The 17,765-nt window shown below is 59.2% G+C and carries 16 protein-coding genes and 1 other RNA gene; 4 read left to right on the top strand and 13 right to left on the bottom strand.

What is annotated here, in order from left to right; all coding sequences use genetic code 11:
* Nucleotides 1–95: 95 nt before the first annotated feature.
* The 13 genes from AC1DZE_RS00525 to gyrA all read right to left on the bottom strand — a co-directional run bounded on the left by AC1DZE_RS00525 (nt 96) and on the right by gyrA (nt 15,007).
* Complete coding sequence (locus tag AC1DZE_RS00525; RefSeq protein WP_477667957.1) at nt 96–656, bottom strand: ComEA family DNA-binding protein; 561 nt, start codon at nt 654–656, stop codon at nt 96–98.
* Nucleotides 657–790: 134 nt separating this feature from the next.
* A complete protein-coding gene (gene rfaD / locus AC1DZE_RS00520) occupies nt 791–1,795 on the bottom strand; it encodes an ADP-glyceromanno-heptose 6-epimerase (RefSeq protein ID WP_477667956.1) in 1,005 nt (334 codons plus the stop codon).
* Nucleotides 1,796–1,822: 27 nt separating this feature from the next.
* Nucleotides 1,823–2,767 (bottom strand): D-glycero-beta-D-manno-heptose-7-phosphate kinase, encoded by a 945-nt coding sequence (gene rfaE1 / locus AC1DZE_RS00515; protein WP_477667955.1) that lies wholly within the window; start codon nt 2,765–2,767, stop codon nt 1,823–1,825.
* A gap of 138 nt (nt 2,768–2,905) precedes the next feature.
* On the bottom strand, nt 2,906–4,051 hold the full coding sequence (lapB, locus tag AC1DZE_RS00510) for a lipopolysaccharide assembly protein LapB (RefSeq protein ID WP_477667954.1): 1,146 nt from the start codon (nt 4,049–4,051) through the stop codon (nt 2,906–2,908).
* Nucleotides 4,041–4,325 (bottom strand): LapA family protein, encoded by a 285-nt coding sequence (locus AC1DZE_RS00505; protein ID WP_457280053.1) that lies wholly within the window; start codon nt 4,323–4,325, stop codon nt 4,041–4,043. The genes lapB and AC1DZE_RS00505 overlap by 11 nt, the downstream gene beginning before the upstream one ends.
* A gap of 63 nt (nt 4,326–4,388) precedes the next feature.
* Nucleotides 4,389–4,703, bottom strand: a complete 315-nt coding sequence (locus AC1DZE_RS00500; RefSeq protein ID WP_477667953.1) for an integration host factor subunit beta — start codon at nt 4,701–4,703, stop codon at nt 4,389–4,391.
* 63 nt (nt 4,704–4,766) lie between these two features.
* Entirely contained in the window at nt 4,767–6,452 is a 1,686-nt protein-coding gene (rpsA, locus tag AC1DZE_RS00495) for a 30S ribosomal protein S1 (RefSeq protein WP_457280054.1), read from the bottom strand.
* A 150-nt stretch (nt 6,453–6,602) separates the two neighbouring features.
* Nucleotides 6,603–8,591: a bifunctional 3-phosphoshikimate 1-carboxyvinyltransferase/cytidylate kinase gene (locus AC1DZE_RS00490; RefSeq protein WP_477699672.1), complete on the bottom strand. Its 1,989-nt coding sequence runs from the start codon at nt 8,589–8,591 to the stop codon at nt 6,603–6,605.
* Nucleotides 8,592–8,602: 11 nt separating this feature from the next.
* The gene (locus AC1DZE_RS00485) at nt 8,603–9,481 is read right to left on the bottom strand and encodes a prephenate dehydrogenase (protein ID WP_477667951.1); all 879 of its coding nucleotides are present in this window, start codon (nt 9,479–9,481) and stop codon (nt 8,603–8,605) included.
* A 33-nt stretch (nt 9,482–9,514) separates the two neighbouring features.
* A complete protein-coding gene (gene pheA / locus AC1DZE_RS00480) occupies nt 9,515–10,597 on the bottom strand; it encodes a prephenate dehydratase (RefSeq protein ID WP_477667950.1) in 1,083 nt (360 codons plus the stop codon).
* Between the two features lie 83 nt (nt 10,598–10,680).
* On the bottom strand, nt 10,681–11,787 hold the full coding sequence (serC, locus tag AC1DZE_RS00475) for a 3-phosphoserine/phosphohydroxythreonine transaminase (RefSeq protein WP_477667949.1): 1,107 nt from the start codon (nt 11,785–11,787) through the stop codon (nt 10,681–10,683).
* Nucleotides 11,784–12,359, bottom strand: a complete 576-nt coding sequence (locus AC1DZE_RS00470; RefSeq protein WP_477674394.1) for a DUF2059 domain-containing protein — start codon at nt 12,357–12,359, stop codon at nt 11,784–11,786. The genes serC and AC1DZE_RS00470 overlap by 4 nt, the downstream gene beginning before the upstream one ends.
* Entirely contained in the window at nt 12,359–15,007 is a 2,649-nt protein-coding gene (gyrA, locus tag AC1DZE_RS00465; RefSeq protein ID WP_477667947.1) for a DNA gyrase subunit A, read from the bottom strand. The genes AC1DZE_RS00470 and gyrA overlap by 1 nt, the downstream gene beginning before the upstream one ends.
* Nucleotides 15,008–15,259: 252 nt before the next feature.
* On the opposite strand from gyrA, the gene ompA reads away from it, so the two are divergent.
* The 4 genes from ompA to ssrA all read left to right on the top strand — a co-directional run bounded on the left by ompA (nt 15,260) and on the right by ssrA (nt 17,761).
* Nucleotides 15,260–15,895 carry an outer membrane protein OmpA gene (gene ompA, locus AC1DZE_RS00460; RefSeq protein ID WP_477667946.1) on the top strand — a complete coding sequence of 212 codons (636 nt, stop codon included), beginning with the start codon at nt 15,260–15,262 and terminating at the stop codon, nt 15,893–15,895.
* A gap of 65 nt (nt 15,896–15,960) precedes the next feature.
* On the top strand, nt 15,961–16,668 hold the full coding sequence (gene ubiG, locus AC1DZE_RS00455; RefSeq protein WP_477646284.1) for a bifunctional 2-polyprenyl-6-hydroxyphenol methylase/3-demethylubiquinol 3-O-methyltransferase UbiG: 708 nt from the start codon (nt 15,961–15,963) through the stop codon (nt 16,666–16,668).
* A gap of 28 nt (nt 16,669–16,696) precedes the next feature.
* Nucleotides 16,697–17,362, top strand: coding sequence for an HAD-IA family hydrolase (locus AC1DZE_RS00450; protein WP_477673527.1), 666 nt, complete (start codon nt 16,697–16,699; stop codon nt 17,360–17,362).
* Nucleotides 17,363–17,374: 12 nt separating this feature from the next.
* Nucleotides 17,375–17,761, top strand: a transfer-messenger RNA (tmRNA) gene (gene ssrA / locus AC1DZE_RS00445).
* Nucleotides 17,762–17,765: the final 4 nt, after the last annotated feature.

Below are 17,765 nucleotides of genomic sequence, written 5' to 3'. Positions count from 1 at the left end.
ATAGATAGCTGCTTGCGCCCGACCCTAAAGGGTTGGAAGCCAAAATTAACATAAAAAAACCCGCTATGAGCGGGTTTTTTATGGGTGCGGGCCAATTACTTCTTGGCAGCGCTTGCGGCAGGCTTGGCCGCCTCAACCTTGACTTCGGTCTTGGTTTCTTTTTTGGTGTCTTTCTTGGCGTCTTTTTTGGACGTTACCGCCTCTTTGGCATCTTTGGCCGATTCCACCACGGCATCTTTGGTCGCGATAGCCGCGCCCTTGACTGCATCCTTTGTGGCGATGGCTGCGTCTTTGGCCTTTTCGGTGACTGGCTTGTCGGCCTTCTTGCTGGCTTTGGCATCCGCTTTGGCTTCGGCCTTGGTTTTTGCCTTCGCATCTGCGGCGGCCGGGCCGGTATAGGCGGCACCCCCAACGGTCAGCCCTGCGGCCGAGAACTCGGCTGCGCGTTTTTCTCCAACACCTTTGACGCGGGTGATGAAGTCATCCCAGTTTTTGAACTCGCTTTTTTTGCGCTCGGAGATGATCAGCTTGGAGGTGACGGGGCCGATGTGTTTGATGCCGTCGAGTTCGGCCTCAGTGGCTTTGTTGACGTCGACCGCAGCAAAGGCCGCAACGAGAGACATGGCGGCGAAAAACGCCAGTACTTTCTTGAACATGGAAATCTCCTCAATGATGGATGGGCGAGGTGCGTTATGCACCCTTGTGAATAAAGGTGCTGCTTTTATAACGGGCTGGTCTCAGGCAGCGTTGACCCGCCTGGCGTGATTTGGGCTTAGGGAAACCCTAGGCCTCAGCTGTTCTTGCCCAGCCACTGCATGTAGGCAGTTACACCCGCTTGCACATCGGCAAAAACATGGCCACATCCGGTGGCGCGCAGGGCGCCCAGGTCGGCCTGGGTGTAGCTTTGGTACTTGCCCACCAAGGCCGGCGGGAAGGTGATGTAGTCGATGAGTCCGCCACGCACTGCATCTTCCAGGCTCAGTGCGGCAGCATCCTGTCCTTTGCGCAAGGTGTTTACGACCGCGAGGGCGACGTCGTTGAAGGGCTGGGCCCTTCCGGTGCCGAGGTTGAAGATGCCGGATTGTTCGGGATGGTCAAAGAACCAGAGGTTCACGGCCACCACGTCGTCAATGAAGACGAAGTCGCGCATCTGGCCGCCGGCGCCGTAGCCGCCGTATTCACCAAACAGCTTGACCTTGCCTTCGGCCTGGAACTGGTTGAACTGGTGAAAAGCCACGCTGGCCATGCGGCCCTTGTGCTGTTCGTGGGGGCCGTAGACATTGAAGTAGCGAAAGCCCGCAACCTGGGTGGCTGCGCCTTCAAACCGGTTGCCGAGTTCACGCCGCAGGCGCTGGTCAAAGAGCAGCTTGGAGTAGCCATAGACGTTGAGTGGTCGTTCGAATTCGGGCGATTCCCTGAACGTGTCGGATCCGCCGTAGGTGGCGGCCGACGAGGCATACAGCAGGCGTGTTCCCTGGTCCTGGCAGGCATGGAACAACTCGCACGACAGCGTGTAGTTGTTGTCCATCATGTACTTGCCATCGGGCTCCATCGTGTCGCTGCAGGCGCCTTCGTGGAACACGGCCTCAACCTGGCCATAAGCGCCTTCGGCAAAGAGGTCATAGAAGTCGTCGGCATCCACGTAGTCGGCGATCTGCAGGCCGGCCAGGTTCCGAAACTTGTCGCCTTCAGTCAGGTCGTCGACCGCGATGATGTCGTCGATGCCGCGGGCATTGAGGCCCTTGATGATATTGCTGCCGATAAAACCCGCAGCACCCGTGACTACTACTTTCATGAGGATTCCTTTAACCTGAGCCGCAATTTAATCCGCGGCAAACAGTTCGTCGTAACTGACCGTTGCGGTACCGAACTTGCCAACCACGATGCCACCGGCACGGTTGGCGATGGGCACAGCATCACGAAGGTTCATGCCCGTGGCCGCCATGGCCGCCAGTGTGGCGATCACCGTATCGCCAGCGCCAGTGACGTCGAACACTTCACGCGCCACGGCCGGTACATTCAGCTCACCCTGGGCGTCAAACAGGGTCATGCCTTCCTCGCTGCGGGTCAGCAGCAGGGCATCAAGATTGAGGGTTGTGCGCAGGTTGTGGGCTTTGGTGCGCAGCTCGGCTTCGTCGCTCCAGGTGCCGATCACGTGCTCGAGTTCGGCGCGATTCGGCGTAATGATGCTGGCGTTTTTGTAGCGCGCGTAGTCCGCCCCCTTGGGATCGACCAGCACTACCTTGCCGGCAGCGCGCGCCTGGGCGATCATCAGCACGATATGCGCGAGGCCGCCCTTGCCGTAGTCGGAAAAAAGCACGGCGTCGTGCTGCGTGTGCAGTTTTTCAAATGTGGCGGACTGGGAGGCGAGCACCTCGTTTTCCGGTGTGTTTTCGAAGTCGAGCCGGATCAGCTGCTGCTGGCGGCCGATGACGCGCAGTTTGACCGTTGTTTTGAGCCGTGCATCGCGGCCGAAGTAAGGGGCGATGCCGGTTTTTTCGACCAATGCCTCCAATTGGTGGCTGGCCTCGTCGTCGCCCACCACGGTCAGCAGCGAGGCTTGCGCGCCCAGCGTGACGATGTTGTAGGCCACGTTGGCAGCGGCGCCTATGCGTTCCTCGGTGCGCGTGACACGTACCACGGGCACCGGGGCCTCAGGCGAGATGCGGTCTACCGCGCCGTACCAGTACCGGTCGAGCATGGCATCGCCCACCACGAGGACACGGGCTTTGGCGATCTTTTCAGGGGATAGGGTTGGAACTGTCATGTATGTCTGTTCTAAAACGGCTCACCGCTCAAAGGCTGCTTTTCTTGCCAAGCGGACACCGCGGAACCGGCTTTGCCGGGCCGCCAGTGTCGCCCCCTGCAAGGGGGGAGGCGGAGCGAAGCGCAGCCACGGGGGTGTTCATAGTTCTTCTATCCGGCGGGTCGGGTAGCTGTCCCAGGCCTGGCAGCCGGGGCAGTGCCAGAAGTGCTGCGTGGCTTCAAAGCCGCACGCGGCACAACGATAGCGCATCAACGGCTTGGTTGCCTGACCCAGCGAGCGCTGCACCAGTGCGTGATGGTGCGCATCCTGGAGTTGTTCCCCTTCTATCCATTTGCCGGCGGCGACGAGGGACGCCTGGCGTTCCATGTGCCTGGCATACCACTGGCGTGCCGACGCAGGGTCTTTTTCCAGTTTGACGATGGCTTCAACCACGTCGATGGACGGTGCGTTGGCGTAACTGGTCTTCAGCAACTCCAGTGCGGCGGCTTCCTGGCCGCTTGCCTGGGCGATATTGGCAAGCAGGCCGGCGGCAAGTGGCAGGCCTTGCGGTGCCAGGTCTTCCAGCTTCTGCAATGTGCGCAAGGCATCCTGGGACTTGCCGAGCTGGTGCTGCAGTTTGGCCAGGTCAATCAGTGGGCGGGCCGACACCGGGGCCATGGCCACAGCCTGCTGCAATGTCTCCAGGGCCTGGCTTGTGTCGCCTGCCGCTGCGGACGCAATGGCCTGCTCGCAGAGGTAATGCGCCTGCCGGGCACTGAAGCTGCCATGGCTGGAGGTACCCAGCCTGGCGGCGATTTCGGTTGCGTTAGGCCAATCCCGCGAGCGTTCATAAATGGACAGCAACGCAAGCCGGGCCTCTTCTTCGAAGGGTGTACCCTCCAGTTTGCGCAGCGCGATCTCGGCACGGTCCAGCAGGCCGGCTTTGAGGAAATCCAGGGCCAGTGCATGCTGGGCGCGGTCGCGTTCCGGTTGCGTCAGGTCGCCGCGCGACATCAGGTGTTCGTGTACGCGCACGGCGCGTTCGTATTCGCCGCGGCGGCGGAACAGGTTACCCAGGGCGAAGTGAAGCTCGGAGGTGTCGGGGTCGTTCTGTACGGCTTCGATAAAGGCGTCAATGGCCTGGTCCTGCTGCTCATTGAGCAGAAAATTCAAACCCTTGAAGTAGGCTTTGGGTGCCTGGCGGTTTTCGATGCGCAGTTGCCGCAAATCCAGTCGCGAGGCCAGCCAGCCCAAGGTAAAGGCGATCGGAAACCCGAGCAGGACCCAGGTGAAATCAAATTCCATGGTGGAGGGTGGAGGGGTCTTCGGTCACGGTATGGGGGCCCATGGTGGAGGAGGCATATTTGGCCGATCTGCGCTTTTTCCACCAGCGCGGCATCATGACAAGAATACCGAGCGCCAGCCCACAGGCGAAGACACTCAGGACAACCAGCACCAGAGGTGCTCGCCACATCGTGCCAAAGAAAAAATTCACCGAAACCGTTTGCTGGTTATTCAGTGCAAAAGCAAACAGCGTAAAAAAAATGGCTGCCTTGAGCAGCCACATGAGGTATTTCACTTGGTCGTCCCCCGTGGTGGTCTCGCGATTGTAGCCAGACCACCGGGGGGAAACAGCAAGACCTTACTTCGGATCCGTGACCGCCAGGAGCTCCTGGGTACGGGCATCCACCGTTTCCCGCAACGCCTTGCCCGGCTTGAAATGGGGCACCCGTTTTTCAGGGATGGCCACGCTTTCACCGGAACGCGGATTACGGCCCATGCGAGGCGGGCGGCGGTTGATGGAAAAACTGCCAAATCCCCTGATTTCGATCCGGTGGCCGCGCACCAACGCGTCGCTCATGGCATCAAGAATCGTCTTGACGGCATATTCGGCGTCGCGGTGCGTCAGCTGGCTGAATCGGGCTGCCAGTTCTTCGACAAGATCGCTTCGGGTCATGGATAAAGTAGCTGTACAGCGATGCAATCCGCCGGGGACGCATCACACCGCTGCACGGTCGCCTTACTTTTCGTTGTTGTCCAGCTTGGCGCGCAACAGGGCGCCAAGGTTGGTCAGGCCGGCGCTTTCGCGCGAAGACTGCTGGCTCAGGGTTGCCATGGCTTCCTGCTGGTCAGCGTTGTCCTTGGCTTTGACCGACAGCTGGATGTTGCGGGTCTTGCGATCCACATTCACCACAACTGCGGACACTTCGTCGCCTTCTTTCAGCACGTTGCGCGCATCTTCGACGCGGTCACGGCTGATTTCGCTGGCGCGGAGGTAGCCGATGATGTCTTCGCCGAGATCGATTTCAGCGCCCTTGGCATCAACAGTCTTGACCTTGCCGGTCACAATCGCGCCCTTGTCGTTGATCGACACGAACGTGGTGAACGGATCGGAATCCAGCTGCTTGATACCCAGGGAGATGCGCTCGCGGTCGACGTCGACTGCCAGAACGATCGCTTCGACTTCCTGGCCCTTTTTGTAGTTGCGAACGGCGGCTTCGCCGGGTTCGTTCCACGAGAGGTCGGACAGGTGCACGAGGCCGTCAATGCCGGCAGCCAGGCCCACAAAGACGCCGAAGTCGGTGATCGACTTGATGGGGCCCTTGACGCGGTCGCCGCGCTTGGTTTCCTGTGCAAATTCTTGCCATGGATTGGCCTTGCACTGCTTCATGCCCAGGCTGATACGGCGCTTGTCTTCGTCGATCTCGAGGACCATGACTTCGACTTCGTCGCCCAGTGCCACGAGCTTGCTCGGTGCCACATTCTTGTTGGTCCAGTCCATTTCGGACACGTGGACCAGGCCTTCGATGCCTGGCTCGAGTTCAACAAATGCGCCGTAGTCGGCGATGTTGGTGATCTTGCCGAACAGGCGCGTGCCTTGTGGATAACGGCGGTTCACGCCCATCCATGGGTCGTCGCCCATCTGTTTCAGACCGAGTGACACGCGGTTTTTCTCGGTGTCGAACTTCAGGATCTTGGCCACGATTTCCTGGCCAGCCGTCACCACTTCGCTTGGGTGACGCACGCGGCGCCATGCCATGTCGGTGATGTGCAGCAGGCCGTCAATGCCGCCCAGGTCAACGAACGCGCCGTATTCGGTGATGTTCTTGACGACGCCCTTGACGGAGGAGCCTTCCTTCAGGGTTTCCATCAGCTTGGCGCGTTCTTCGCCCATGGATGCCTCGACAACTGCACGGCGTGACAACACGACGTTGTTGCGCTTGCGGTCCAGCTTGATGACCTTGAATTCCATGGTCTTGTTCTCGTACGGAGACAAGTCCTTGATGGGGCGGGTGTCGATGAGCGAGCCGGGCAGGAAGGCGCGGATGCCGTTGACGAGGACGGTGAGACCGCCCTTGACCTTGCCGCTGGTCTGGCCGGTGACGAATTCGCCGGATTCCAGGGCTTTTTCCAGGCTCATCCACGAAGCCAGGCGCTTGGCCTTGTCGCGGGACAGCAGGGTGTCGCCATAGCCGTTTTCGACGGAGTCGATGGCCACGGAGACAAAGTCGCCGACCTGGACTTCGAGTTCGCCCTGGTCGTTCTTGAATTCTTCGAGCGGCACATAGGCCTCGGACTTCAGTCCGGCGTTGACGACGACGTGGTTGTGGTCGATGCGAACGACTTCAGCGGTGATGACTTCACCGGTGCGCATTTCAGAGCGCTGGAGCGATTCGTTAAATAGATCGGCAAAAGATTCAGACATGATTTTCCTCATCCACACAACAGGGTTCCAATAGCGGAATTGCTATTGTTTTTATAGCTGCTTGCGGCGGTTGCTTGCGGCCAGACGTTGAATAAGGCTGCGGGTTACGTTAATGAACCTGCTGACCAAGCGCAGGGTGCGCGTCGGGGGTCAGAAGGGCCGGGTGCCTTGCCACCAGTCAATCACCTGATCAACCGATTTTTCAATCGACAGATAGGAATTGTCCAGGGGACGGGCGTCATCAGCAGGCTTCAAAGGGGCGGCCTTTCGCGATGAATCGCGGGCGTCACGTGCCTCTAAATCTTGCTGAATCTCGCTGATTATAGCTGAATTTCCCTTTGAAATCAACTGCTTATGCCGTCGTTCAGCGCGGTGCCGGGCGCTGGCCGTCAGGTAGATTTTGAGCGGCGCATCGGGAAAAATGACGGTTCCCATGTCACGCCCGTCTGCTACCAGCCCGGGCAACTGCCGGAAACTGTGTTGCAGGGTCAGCAGCGCTGCGCGAACCTGGGGATGGGCCGAGACCCGGGAAGCGGCCATCCCGGCAGCTTCGGAGCGGATGGCTTCTGACACATCTTCCGCCCCGAGGAAAATCCGGTCGCCCTGAAAGCGAACCGGCATGGTGCGGGCGATTTGCGCAACAGCCGCCCCGTCGTCGAGCGAAACGTCGGCACGCAAGGCGGCAAATGCGCTCAAGCGATACAGGGCGCCGGAGTCAAGATAGTGGTAGCCGAGCCGTTGGGCCGTCAAAGCTGCCAGGGTACCTTTGCCCGAGGCGGTGGGGCCATCGACGCAGATCACCGGAATATGGTTGACATCTGCTTTGGCCACCATGAACAGGGCCTCGAAGTAGTCCGGAAATGTTTTGCCGACACATTTGGGGTCAAGAATCCGGATGGGCAACCGGGCCGGGTTGAAAGCGGCCAGCGAAAAACACATGGCTACGCGGTGATCGTCGTAGGTGTGAATGGGCGCGGTTTTCCATTCGCCGGGCAGGGGCGGGGTAATTTTGAGATAGTCCACCCCTTCTTCCACCGTGGCGCCGAGTTTTTGCAACTCGCAGGCCATCGCGGCGATGCGGTCGGTTTCCTTGACGCGCCAGCTGGCAATGTTGCGCAAGGTGGTGGTCCCCTCGGCATACAGCGCCATCACGGCCAGCGTCATCGCGGCATCGGGAATATGGTTGCAATCCAGATCAATCGCCTTGAGCGGCCACGCACCGCGCGAGATGCGCAATGAATTGGGCGTGCTGTCGATTTGCGCGCCCATCATTCGTGCGGCCTCCACGAAACGGATGTCGCCCTGGATGGAGTCTGCCCCGACCCCCAAAACTTCTATGCCATTTGGGCCTGCAGCGCCCGATGCTATTGCGCCAAGCGCTATGAAATAGCTAGCAGAGGAAGCATCGCCTTCAACATGGATTTCTCCGGGCGACTGGTAGCGGCTGCCGGCGGGGATGACGAACTGCTCCCAGCCTTTGCGCTGCACGTCAATGCCGAAACGTTTGAGCAGCTTGAGCGTAATTTCAATGTAAGGCCGTGAAATCAGCTCTCCCACGACCTCAATGCAGATGTCGTCGACAGCCACAATGGGCAGGGCCATCAGCAGGGCGGTCAGGAACTGGCTGGAAACATCTCCGCGCACCCGGATGGGGTCTTTCAGGTTCAATTGGCCGGAACGCAGGCGCAGGGGTGGAAAACCTTCATTTCCCAGGTAGTCGATGGAGCAGCCCAGCTGCCGGAGGGCATCAACCAGGTCGCCGATAGGCCTTTCGTGCATGCGGGCCACGCCCGACAGCTCAAATTCCCCGCCCAGCAAGGCCAGAGCGGCCGTCAATGGACGCATGGCAGTACCAGCATTGCCCAGAAACAGCTTGACCGGTGTGTGAACGTTGCGGCCGCCAAGGCCGATGATCACCGCGGTGCTGCCCTCTTGTTTTACTTCGCAGCCAAGCTGCCTGAGCGCCGTCAGCATCACGGCAGTGTCGTCAGACGCCAGGAGATCGTGAACTGTGGTTTCCCCGTGGCTCAGGGCAGCCAGCAACAAGACGCGATTGGAAATGCTTTTGGATCCGGGTAAGCGGACGGAGCCTCCCGCTCCACTGAGGGGCGGGATGTCCAGGAACTCGATGTCGAACATGAATCGCAGGTTTATTTATGCGATTTTTGAGAAGAGATGCGCCAGTTGGCGCGCGTCTCGCTGGCTTGCTCAATGAGCGCTTCCAGGCCGTCGCCGTTGCTGCTCGAAATGAGTACTTCGAGGGACTGCAGGGTCTGCTGAAAGATCTTGGACTGCGCCAGCAACTCTTCGCGGTTGGCAATCAGGATGTCGCGCCACATTTTCGGATCGCTCGCAGCGATGCGTGTAAAGTCGCGAAAGCCGGGCCCGGCCAGGGACATGTAATCCTTCCCGTTCTCCTGTCCGGTAATGCCGTTGATCAGTGCAAAGGCGATCAGGTGGGGCAGATGGCTGACTGCGGCGTACGCAGCGTCATGTGCCTGCGGCGACATCTTGAGGACATGACAGCCCATGGCGGTCCATACGTCGGTGGCTTTTTGCAGCTGGACCGTGAAAGTCCGCTCTATGGGGGTCAGGATGACCTGCTTTCCGTTGTAGAGATCTACATCGGCGTGTTCGACACCCGACACCTCTTTGCCGGTAATGGGATGGCAGGGAACGAAAGAACCGACGTTGCCCTGCAGGACCCGCCGTGCGGCATCGACCACGTCGCGCTTGGTGGAGCCGACATCCATGATCAGGGTGTTTGGACCAACAAGATGCCGAATCGCCTTGAAGGTGGCTTCGGTTGCAGAAACCGGCACCGCCAGCAGGACAATGTCAGCTCCGGAGACTGCCAGCAAGGCGGAAGGCGCCTCTACGTCGATGACACCCATCTGGCGTGCGCGCTCGGTCGTCGAAGGCGACTTGCTATAGCCCACCACGCGTTTGACCAGACCGGCGCGCTTGAGAGCCAGCGCAAAAGAACCGCCCATCAGGCCGCATCCAATGAGACCTAATTGTTCAAACATGTCGTGGTACCAGGGGTTTTGTGAGTTCGTGCATTAATCGCTGACAGGATAGGTTCCGAGAACCTTGTAAAAGGCGCACATTTGTTGCAGGTCAGCCAGTGCCGCCTTGACGTGGTCCTGCGACGGATGGCCTTGCAAATCGATATAAAAATAATATTCCCACTGGCCGGAGCGCGCCGGGCGCGATTCAAAGCGGGTCATGGAGACGCCATGGGCTTTCAACGGCATCAGGATGTCATGGACGGCGCCGGGGCGGTTGGGTACGGAGACCACCAGGCTGACACAGTCTTTGCCGGAGACGGGGGGGGAGGGCAGTGTTTGCGGCAGGCACACCACGGCAAAGCGCGTGCGGTTAAACGCGTCGTCCTGAATGGCGTGGGCGGCCGTATACAGGCCAAACTGGGTGGCGGCCCGGTCACTGGCAATGCCGGCCCATGCGGAGTTGGTGGAGGCAAGGCGTGCACCTTCAGCATTGCTGGAGGCTGCCCGGCGCTCCACATTGGGGAGGTGCGTGGTCAACCAGCCCTGGCATTGGGCCAGGGCCTGGGGGTGTGCATACACGGCTTCGATACCTTCCAGGGACTCGGAAAGCCGCAGGAGGTTGTGGCGCACCATCAGGCTGATCTCGCCAACGATGTGCAGGGGGGAGTTCAGGAACAGGTCGAGAGAGCGGGACACGACGCCCTCGGTCGAGTTTTCGACCGGCACAACCCCGTAGCTGGCGCTACCGGCAGCCGTTGCACGAAAAACCTCGTCGATGCTGACACAGGGTACGTGCTCGATGCTGGCGCCAAAAAACTGCAGTGCCGCCTGTTCACTGAACGTGCCGGCAGGGCCGAGATATGCCACGCGTACGGGAGACTCCAGTGCCAGGCACGCCGACATGATTTCGCGCCATACGGCAGCAACATGTTCGTTTTTGAGCGGCCCTTGATTGGCTTGCTGGATCTGCTCAATAACCTGCGCAACCCGGTCCGGGCGGAAAAAGGGCGTACCCTCGCGCTTCTTGACTTCGCCGACCTGCTCCGCGACTTGGGCGCGGCGATTCAGCAAGGCGAGCAGTTCTCGATCCAGTGCATCAATCTGTACGCGTAAATCTGCAAGATGGGTGGTCATGTCAGAGACCACCCGGCCATGCGGCGGGCGCTGCAAATCTGCCGGAAAAGCGAACCATAATGAGGGCGAAAAAACATTTCATCCTAGGCGTGTTTTTGTTCGAATTCTCGCATGTACTCCACCAGTGCCTGGACACCGGCCAGTGGCATGGCGTTGTAAATGCTGGCGCGCAGCCCTCCCACTGACTTGTGACCCTTGAGCTGAAGCAAGCCCCGTGCCTTGGCGCCTGAGAGAAATGCGTCGTTCCGTGATTCGTCTCGCAAGAAAAATGGAACGTTCATCCGGGACCGGCAGTTTTTGTCGACCTTGTTGAGATAAAACTGCGAGCCGTCAATGGCGTCATACAGAAGCTGCGCCTTGGTTTTGTTGCGCGCCTCCATTGCGGCAATGCCGGTAGCGCCGCCTTCTTGCTGACGCTTGAGCCACGCGAAGGTAAGGCCTGCAATGTAGATTGCGTACGTGGGGGGCGTGTTGTACATGGACTGGTTGTCCGCTACGGTCTTGTAGTCAAAAGCGCTGGGGCAAATCGCCAGCGCACGGCCAAGCAGGTCTTCCCGGATGACCACCAGCGTGACACCTGCAGGCCCCAGGTTTTTTTGTGCACCTCCAAATGCCAGGCCAACGAGAGACCAGTCAACCGGCCGCGATGCTACATGAGAGGAAAAATCGATGACCAGTGGTGCATCGCTTCCCAAGGCCTTAAGGTCCGGAAGGCTTTGAAACTCTACACCGTGGATGGTTTCATTGGTGCACAGGTGGACGTAGCTTGCGTCCGGCCGCAACTTCCAGCCGGACGGAGGTGGTAGCAGTGTGTGCCCGTTGTCTGCATTGCTCGCAGCGAGCTGGACATCGCAATACTTGCGTGCCTCTTTTTGCGATTTTTCACTCCAGCTGCCTGTTACCACGAAATCGGCCGAACGACCCTGCGAGACATTGAGGGGAACAATGGCATTTTCGGCAAGTCCGCCGCCCTGCATGAACAGGATCTTGAAGTGGGCCGGAATGGCCATCAGCTCGCGGAAATCGGCCTCCGCGTTTTCATAAATGGAAATGAACTCCTTTCCACGGTGACTCATCTCCATCACGCTCATGCCGCTGCCGTGCCAGTCCAGCATTTCGCCCGCCGCCTGCCGCAAAACCTCTTCGGGCAGGTTCGCCGGGCCAGCGGAAAAATTGAAAGGACGGGTCATTTCTTGGCGGGCGGCTTGCCTGCTCCCGGCGCGGGGCCGGTGCCAATGATCTTCAGCGCCACGTCGTCGAACTGCTTGGCACGTGCGAGGACGTCGGCACGCGATGCTTCTACCAGCTTTTGTACAAAGACATTGCCCAGCTCGGGCGCCGTAGCCTGGTATTTCTTGACGGCAGGTGATTCAAAAAAAGCAGCAAGCTGCTGGAGTTCTTCCTGTGTGAACCGTTCTGAATACGCGGGTACCAGCGATTCGGCACTGACTTTGCTGACCTGCTTGCTGATCAGCTGGCTCGCATCATCGGCATATTTCTTGAGTTCGGCGTTAAGTTCTTCAGACGCTTTTGGCTGCTTGGCTTTGGGAACATTTGCGTCCATTTTTGGAGCCCATTTAACAATGAGTTCCTGCGCCGTGGTGCCCGCAAGCTGGTTCACCAACCGGTCAAGCTCCGGCCCTTGCTGCAGCGCGACCACTTTTTTGGCCAGCTCTGTTTTTGGATCTGCTGCCTGCGCGTGAACAGCCGTGGCGCCGCAGGCCATGGCAGCGACCGTGATAGCGGTAAGGAAGTTTTTCATCAGGTACTTTCGATGTTGGGGGTGTCTGTGCCGGTACCGGTTTCAGTATCGGGTTCATCCAGCGAGGCATCGTTTTCAACGATGCGCTGAAGGCCGCTTAATTGTGAACCTTCGTCAAGGCCGATGAGCGTAACACCCTGTGTAGCCCTTCCCATTTCGCGGATTTCGCTGACGCGCGTGCGGACCAGCACGCCCTTGTCGGTGATCAGCATGATCTCGTCGTCCACGTGAACCAGCGTGGCTGCGACCACCTTGCCGTTGCGCTCGCTCTGCTGGATGGCGATCATGCCCTTGGTGCCGCGGCCGTGACGCGTGTATTCGGTGATGGACGTGCGTTTGCCATATCCGTTCTGGGTGGCTGTGAGCACACTTTGCTGCTCGTCTTCGGCGACCAGCATGGCGATCACGCCCTGGCCGTCTTCGAGCATCATGCCGCGCACGCCACGCGCATTGCGGCCCATGGGGCGCACGTCGTTTTCGTCGAAGCGCACGGCCTTGCCGCCGTCACTGAACAGCATCACGTCGTGCTTGCCGTCAGTCAGCGACGCACCAATCAGGTAGTCCCCCGCATCAAGGTCGACCGCGATGATGCCGGCCTTGCGCGGATTGTTAAATTCGTCGAGGGCGGTTTTTTTCACGGTGCCCATGGAGGTGGCCATGAAGACGTACTGATCAGCCGGAAAGCTGCGCTTTTCGCCCGTGAGAGGAAGGACGACGGTGATTTTTTCACCTTCCTGCAAAGGGAACATGTTGACGATGGGACGCCCGCGCGAGCCGCGAGAACCGGCGGGTACTTCCCAGACCTTGAGCCAGTAGAGCCGGCCGCGATTGGAAAAGCACAGAATGTAATCGTGCGTGTTGGCGATGAAGAGCTGGTCGACCCAGTCGTCTTCCTTGGTGGCGGTGGCCAGCTTGCCGCGGCCGCCGCGTTTTTGCGCCCGGTATTCCGACAGCGGCTGGCTCTTGATATATCCGGTGTGGGAAAGCGTCACCACCATGTCGGTGGGGGTGATCAGGTCTTCGGTACTGAGATCAAACGAGCTGTGCTCGATCTGGCTACGGCGGGCGCCGAGCTTTGTCTGGCCGAATTCCAGCTTGATAGCCGACAGTTCCTCGCCAATGATGATGGAAACCCGTTCTGGTTTTGCCAGGATGTCGAGCAAGTCATCGATCTCAGCCATGACTTCCTTGTACTCGGCCACGATCTTGTCCTGCTCCAGGCCGGTCAGGCGTTGCAGGCGCATCTGCAGGATTTCCTGTGCCTGCGTTTCCGAGAGGCGGTACAGCCCGTCGTTGCCCATGCCAAACATTTTCTCGAGGCCATCGGGGCGGTAGTCATCGGCGTTGACCACGCCGCCATCGGCACGCGTGCGGGTCAGCATTTCGCGCACCAGGCTGCTGTCCCAGGGGCGCAGCATCAGCTCTGCCTTGGCGACGGGAGGCGTGGGGGCGTTGCGGATGATGGCGATGAAGTCGTCAATATTGGCCAGGGCCACTGCCAGGCCTTCCAGCACGTGTCCGCGTTCGCGCGCCTTGCGCAGCGTGAACACGGTGCGGCGCGTCACGACTTCACGGCGGTGCGACAGGAAGACCTGGATCAGGTCCTTCAGGTTGCAAAGCTTGGGCTGGCCGTTGACCAGTGCCACCATATTGATGCCGAAGGTGTCCTGCAGCTGGGTCTGCTTGTACAGGTTGTTCAGCACTACTTCGGGCACTTCGCCGCGCTTGAGTTCAATCACCAGGCGCATGCCCGACTTGTCGCTCTCGTCCTGGATATGGCTGATGCCTTCGATTTTCTTCTCATGCACCAGCTCGGCCATGCGCTCCTGAAGCGTCTTTTTATTGACCTGGTAGGGGAGCTCGTCGACGATGATCGACTGGCGCTGGCCCTTGTCGATGTCCTCGAAATGGCACTTGGCACGCATGACCACCTTGCCGCGGCCGGTGCGGTAGCCGTCCTTGACGCCGTTGATGCCGTAAATAATGCCGCCCGTGGGAAAGTCAGGTGCGGGCACGATCTCCATCAACTCATCAATGGAGGCCCCCGGGTTTTTCAGCATGTGAAGGCAGGCATCGACCACTTCGTTGAGGTTGTGAGGTGGAATGTTGGTTGCCATGCCCACCGCAATGCCACCTGATCCGTTGACCAGCAGGTTCGGCAAACGCGTAGGCATGACCAACGGTTCCTGCTCGCTGCCGTCGTAGTTGGGGCCGAAATCGACGGTTTCCTTGTCAAGGTCGGCCAGCAGTTCGTGGGCGATTTTTGACAGGCGGATTTCGGTGTACCGCATGGCCGCAGCGTTGTCGCCGTCGACAGAGCCGAAATTCCCCTGGCCGTCAACCAGCAGGTGGCGCAAGGAAAAGTCCTGGGCCATCCGCACAATGGTGTCGTAGACTGACTGGTCGCCGTGCGGATGGTACTTGCCGATCACATCGCCGACGATACGCGCTGACTTTTTGTAAGGGCGGTTCCAGTCGTTGTTCAGCTCGTGCATGGCAAAAAGCACGCGCCGGTGTACCGGCTTGAGGCCATCCCTTGCATCAGGCAGGGCCCGCCCAACGATCACGCTCATTGCGTAATCGAGGTAGCTTCGCCGCATTTCCTCTTCAAGACTGATGGGCAGGGTTTCTTTTGCGAACTGGGTCATGAGCGGCCTGGTTGGGATTTCGAGATTCTTGAAGGAAACCGCTGATTTTAAGGCCGGAGTTTAAAGCGATGGCCTGTGGCGGGACAGCAACAAATGCTGAAGAATCTTAAGTCTGTGTCAGACGAAGCCGATAGCGTGCTTGAAGGTTCAGACAGGTGTGGCACAATCGATGTAACGCTTTGAGTGATGGTCACTCACGGCGTGTAAATTACTAATCGCAGCCAGTCTGCGGCTTTTCTCTAGAGGAGAACCATGAAGAAACTCAACAAAGTGGCAATGTTGTTTGCTTCCGCAGCGCTTGTTACCGCCGCTGGTGCACAAACTATCGACAACTGGAAAAACGGTTCCAACGAACTGGTCTGGAAAAACGGTACCAACGAACTGTGCTGGCGTGACGCCAACTGGACGCCTGCTACTGCAGCGCCTGGTTGCGACGGCGCAATTGCCCCTGCGATGGCTCCTGCTGCTCCTCCGGTTGTTGGTCAAACTGCGACGCCTACTCCTACTCCTACCCCGCCTCCTCCTGCCGCGACGAAAGTTACCTACGCTGCTGACGCTTTCTTTGACTTCAACAAGTCAGTGATCAAGCCAGAAGGCAAAGCCAAGCTGGATGACCTGGTCGGCAAGATCAAGGACATCAACCTGGAAGTCATCATTGCCGTGGGTCACACCGACTCCGTGGGTAGCGATGCTTACAACCAGAAGCTGTCGGTTCGCCGTTCGGAAGCCGTCAAGGCATATCTCGTGTCCAAGGGCATCGAGAAAAACCGCGTCTACACTGAAGGCAAGGGCGAGAAACAGCCAGTTGCTGACAACAAGACCGCCGAAGGCCGCGCGAAGAATCGCCGCGTGGAAATCGAAGTGGTTGGCACCCGCGCCAACAAGTAATCCTCTGGGATCGCTTAAAAACCGCGCTACGGCGCGGTTTTTTTATGCCTCAACGATAATGCGTCATGTCTATCAGCGATAACTTCGACCCTGCCGAACTGGCGAAATTCTCGGACCTGGCCCACCGCTGGTGGGACACCGAGAGTGAATTTCGCCCCTTGCACCAGATCAATCCGCTCCGTTTGGGCTGGATTGAGAGCCTGGTTCCGCTCAAAGGGCTGCGTGTGCTCGACGTCGGCTGCGGCGGCGGCATTTTGGCCGACTCGATGGCACGCCGCGGCGCCGATGTCCTGGGCATTGATCTGGCGACCAAAGCGCTGAAAGTCGCCCAGCTTCACGCACTGGAGGCCCAGACCGAAGGTGTCCAATACCGTGAAATTAGCGCCGAAGCGCTGGCCGCCGAGCAGCCTGGCCGTTTTGATGTCGTCACCTGCATGGAAATGCTGGAGCACGTGCCCGACCCGTCTTCCATCGTCAAGGCCTGTGCCGCGCTGGTCAAGCCTGGCGGGTATGTGTTTTTTTCGACCATCAATCGCAATGCCAAGGCCTTTCTGTTTGCCATCGTTGGGGCGGAATACGTACTGAATATGCTGCCACGCGGCACCCACGAGTACGCCAAACTGATCAAACCCAGTGAGCTGGCCGGGTACTGCCGCGCCTCCGGTCTTTCGCTTGAGCAAACCCGGGGCATGGAATACAACCCCCTGACACGTCACTATTGGCTCAGTGCTGACACCAGCGTGAATTACCTGCTGGCCACGCAAAAGAGCTGAGTTTCGCTTTTACCTATATTCCCGCTACATGTTCCAAGACACCGATGCCGTGCTGTTCGACCTCGACGGCACCCTGATTGACAGTGCCCCTGATCTGGGCGCTGCGGCCGACAAAATGCGCACGGACCGTGGCCTGGAATCGCTGCCCCTTGCGCTTTACCGTCCCATGGCCGGCGCGGGTGCGCGCGGCATGATTGCCGTGGCCTTTGGGTTGGCGCCAGAAGACGCCGGCTTTGGTGAGCTCCGGGAGGAGTTTTTCAGCAACTACGAATCGCGCATGACCGAAAACACCTCCGTATTTGAGGGTGTGGTGGATCTGATCGCCCGCATCGACCAGATGGGCCTCAAATGGGGCGTGGTGACCAACAAGTCCGCCCGCTTCACCATTCCGCTGACCAAGGCCATGCCTTTGTTCAATACAGCGAAAACCATCATCAGTGGCGACACCACACCGCATGCCAAACCCCATCCGGCCCCCTTGCTGGAAGCGGCGCGCCAGCTCGAGCTCGCGCCCGGGCGCTGCATTTATGTCGGTGATGACGAGCGCGACATCCTCGCAGGACGGGCTGCGGGCATGCCCACGGTGGCCGCGGCCTACGGCTACCTCGGCAAAACCGCCGATACCGGGGACTGGAAAGCCGACGCCACCATCACTGCGCCCGGCGCGCTCTTGAATTTGCTGCGAATGGCGTAAACTAGGCCTCCTGGGGCTGCATTGGTTTCGACGTGGGTTCGGACGCGGTGTGGTGCATGTCGAGCTGAGTGTGCTCGTAAAACTGATTCAAACAAACTAACTGCAAACGACGAACGTTTCGCACTCGCTGCTTAATTGCCAGTGAGCTTTACAACAGCAGGCCGATGGGCTGGGCAAGGGGTGTTTAGCGCAAGTTAAATGCTCCCGGCTGTAAAGATAATTTCATCGGCTGGCTCTGGGCTGGGTACCTTAACCCGGGGCAAGAAAATAGGGTGCTGGCGTCCTGTGTAGCGTGCGACTGCGCGACACAGGTGGCGAGACTCAAATCAGACCGCTAAACATGTAGATCTGCCCGAACAAGGCTTGCGGACGGGGGTTCAAATCCCCCCAGCTCCACCATATA

It is taken from the genome of Polaromonas sp. P1_F1 (genome assembly GCF_056405795.1).
This window is presented reverse-complemented; position numbering and strand designations above follow the sequence as displayed.

Coding starts and splice junctions, on each gene's coding strand:
- serC (WP_477667949.1), bottom strand. CDS start 11,787: ATGACCCGTCCTTTCAATTTTTCCGCTGGCCCGGCGAACCTGCCCGAA.
- AC1DZE_RS00490 (WP_477699672.1), bottom strand. CDS start 8,591: ATGTTCGACATCGAGTTCCTGGACATCCCGCCCCTCAGTGGAGCGGGA.
- lapB (WP_477667954.1), bottom strand. CDS start 4,051: ATGGAATTTGATTTCACCTGGGTCCTGCTCGGGTTTCCGATCGCCTTT.
- AC1DZE_RS00450 (WP_477673527.1), top strand. CDS start 16,697: ATGTTCCAAGACACCGATGCCGTGCTGTTCGACCTCGACGGCACCCTG.
- AC1DZE_RS00525 (WP_477667957.1), bottom strand. CDS start 656: ATGTTCAAGAAAGTACTGGCGTTTTTCGCCGCCATGTCTCTCGTTGCG.
- pheA (WP_477667950.1), bottom strand. CDS start 10,597: ATGACCACCCATCTTGCAGATTTACGCGTACAGATTGATGCACTGGAT.
- rfaE1 (WP_477667955.1), bottom strand. CDS start 2,767: ATGACAGTTCCAACCCTATCCCCTGAAAAGATCGCCAAAGCCCGTGTC.
- AC1DZE_RS00500 (WP_477667953.1), bottom strand. CDS start 4,703: ATGACCCGAAGCGATCTTGTCGAAGAACTGGCAGCCCGATTCAGCCAG.
- ubiG (WP_477646284.1), top strand. CDS start 15,961: ATGTCTATCAGCGATAACTTCGACCCTGCCGAACTGGCGAAATTCTCG.
- ompA (WP_477667946.1), top strand. CDS start 15,260: ATGAAGAAACTCAACAAAGTGGCAATGTTGTTTGCTTCCGCAGCGCTT.
- gyrA (WP_477667947.1), bottom strand. CDS start 15,007: ATGACCCAGTTCGCAAAAGAAACCCTGCCCATCAGTCTTGAAGAGGAA.
- rfaD (WP_477667956.1), bottom strand. CDS start 1,795: ATGAAAGTAGTAGTCACGGGTGCTGCGGGTTTTATCGGCAGCAATATC.
- AC1DZE_RS00470 (WP_477674394.1), bottom strand. CDS start 12,359: ATGAAAAACTTCCTTACCGCTATCACGGTCGCTGCCATGGCCTGCGGC.
- rpsA (WP_457280054.1), bottom strand. CDS start 6,452: ATGTCTGAATCTTTTGCCGATCTATTTAACGAATCGCTCCAGCGCTCT.
- AC1DZE_RS00485 (WP_477667951.1), bottom strand. CDS start 9,481: ATGTTTGAACAATTAGGTCTCATTGGATGCGGCCTGATGGGCGGTTCT.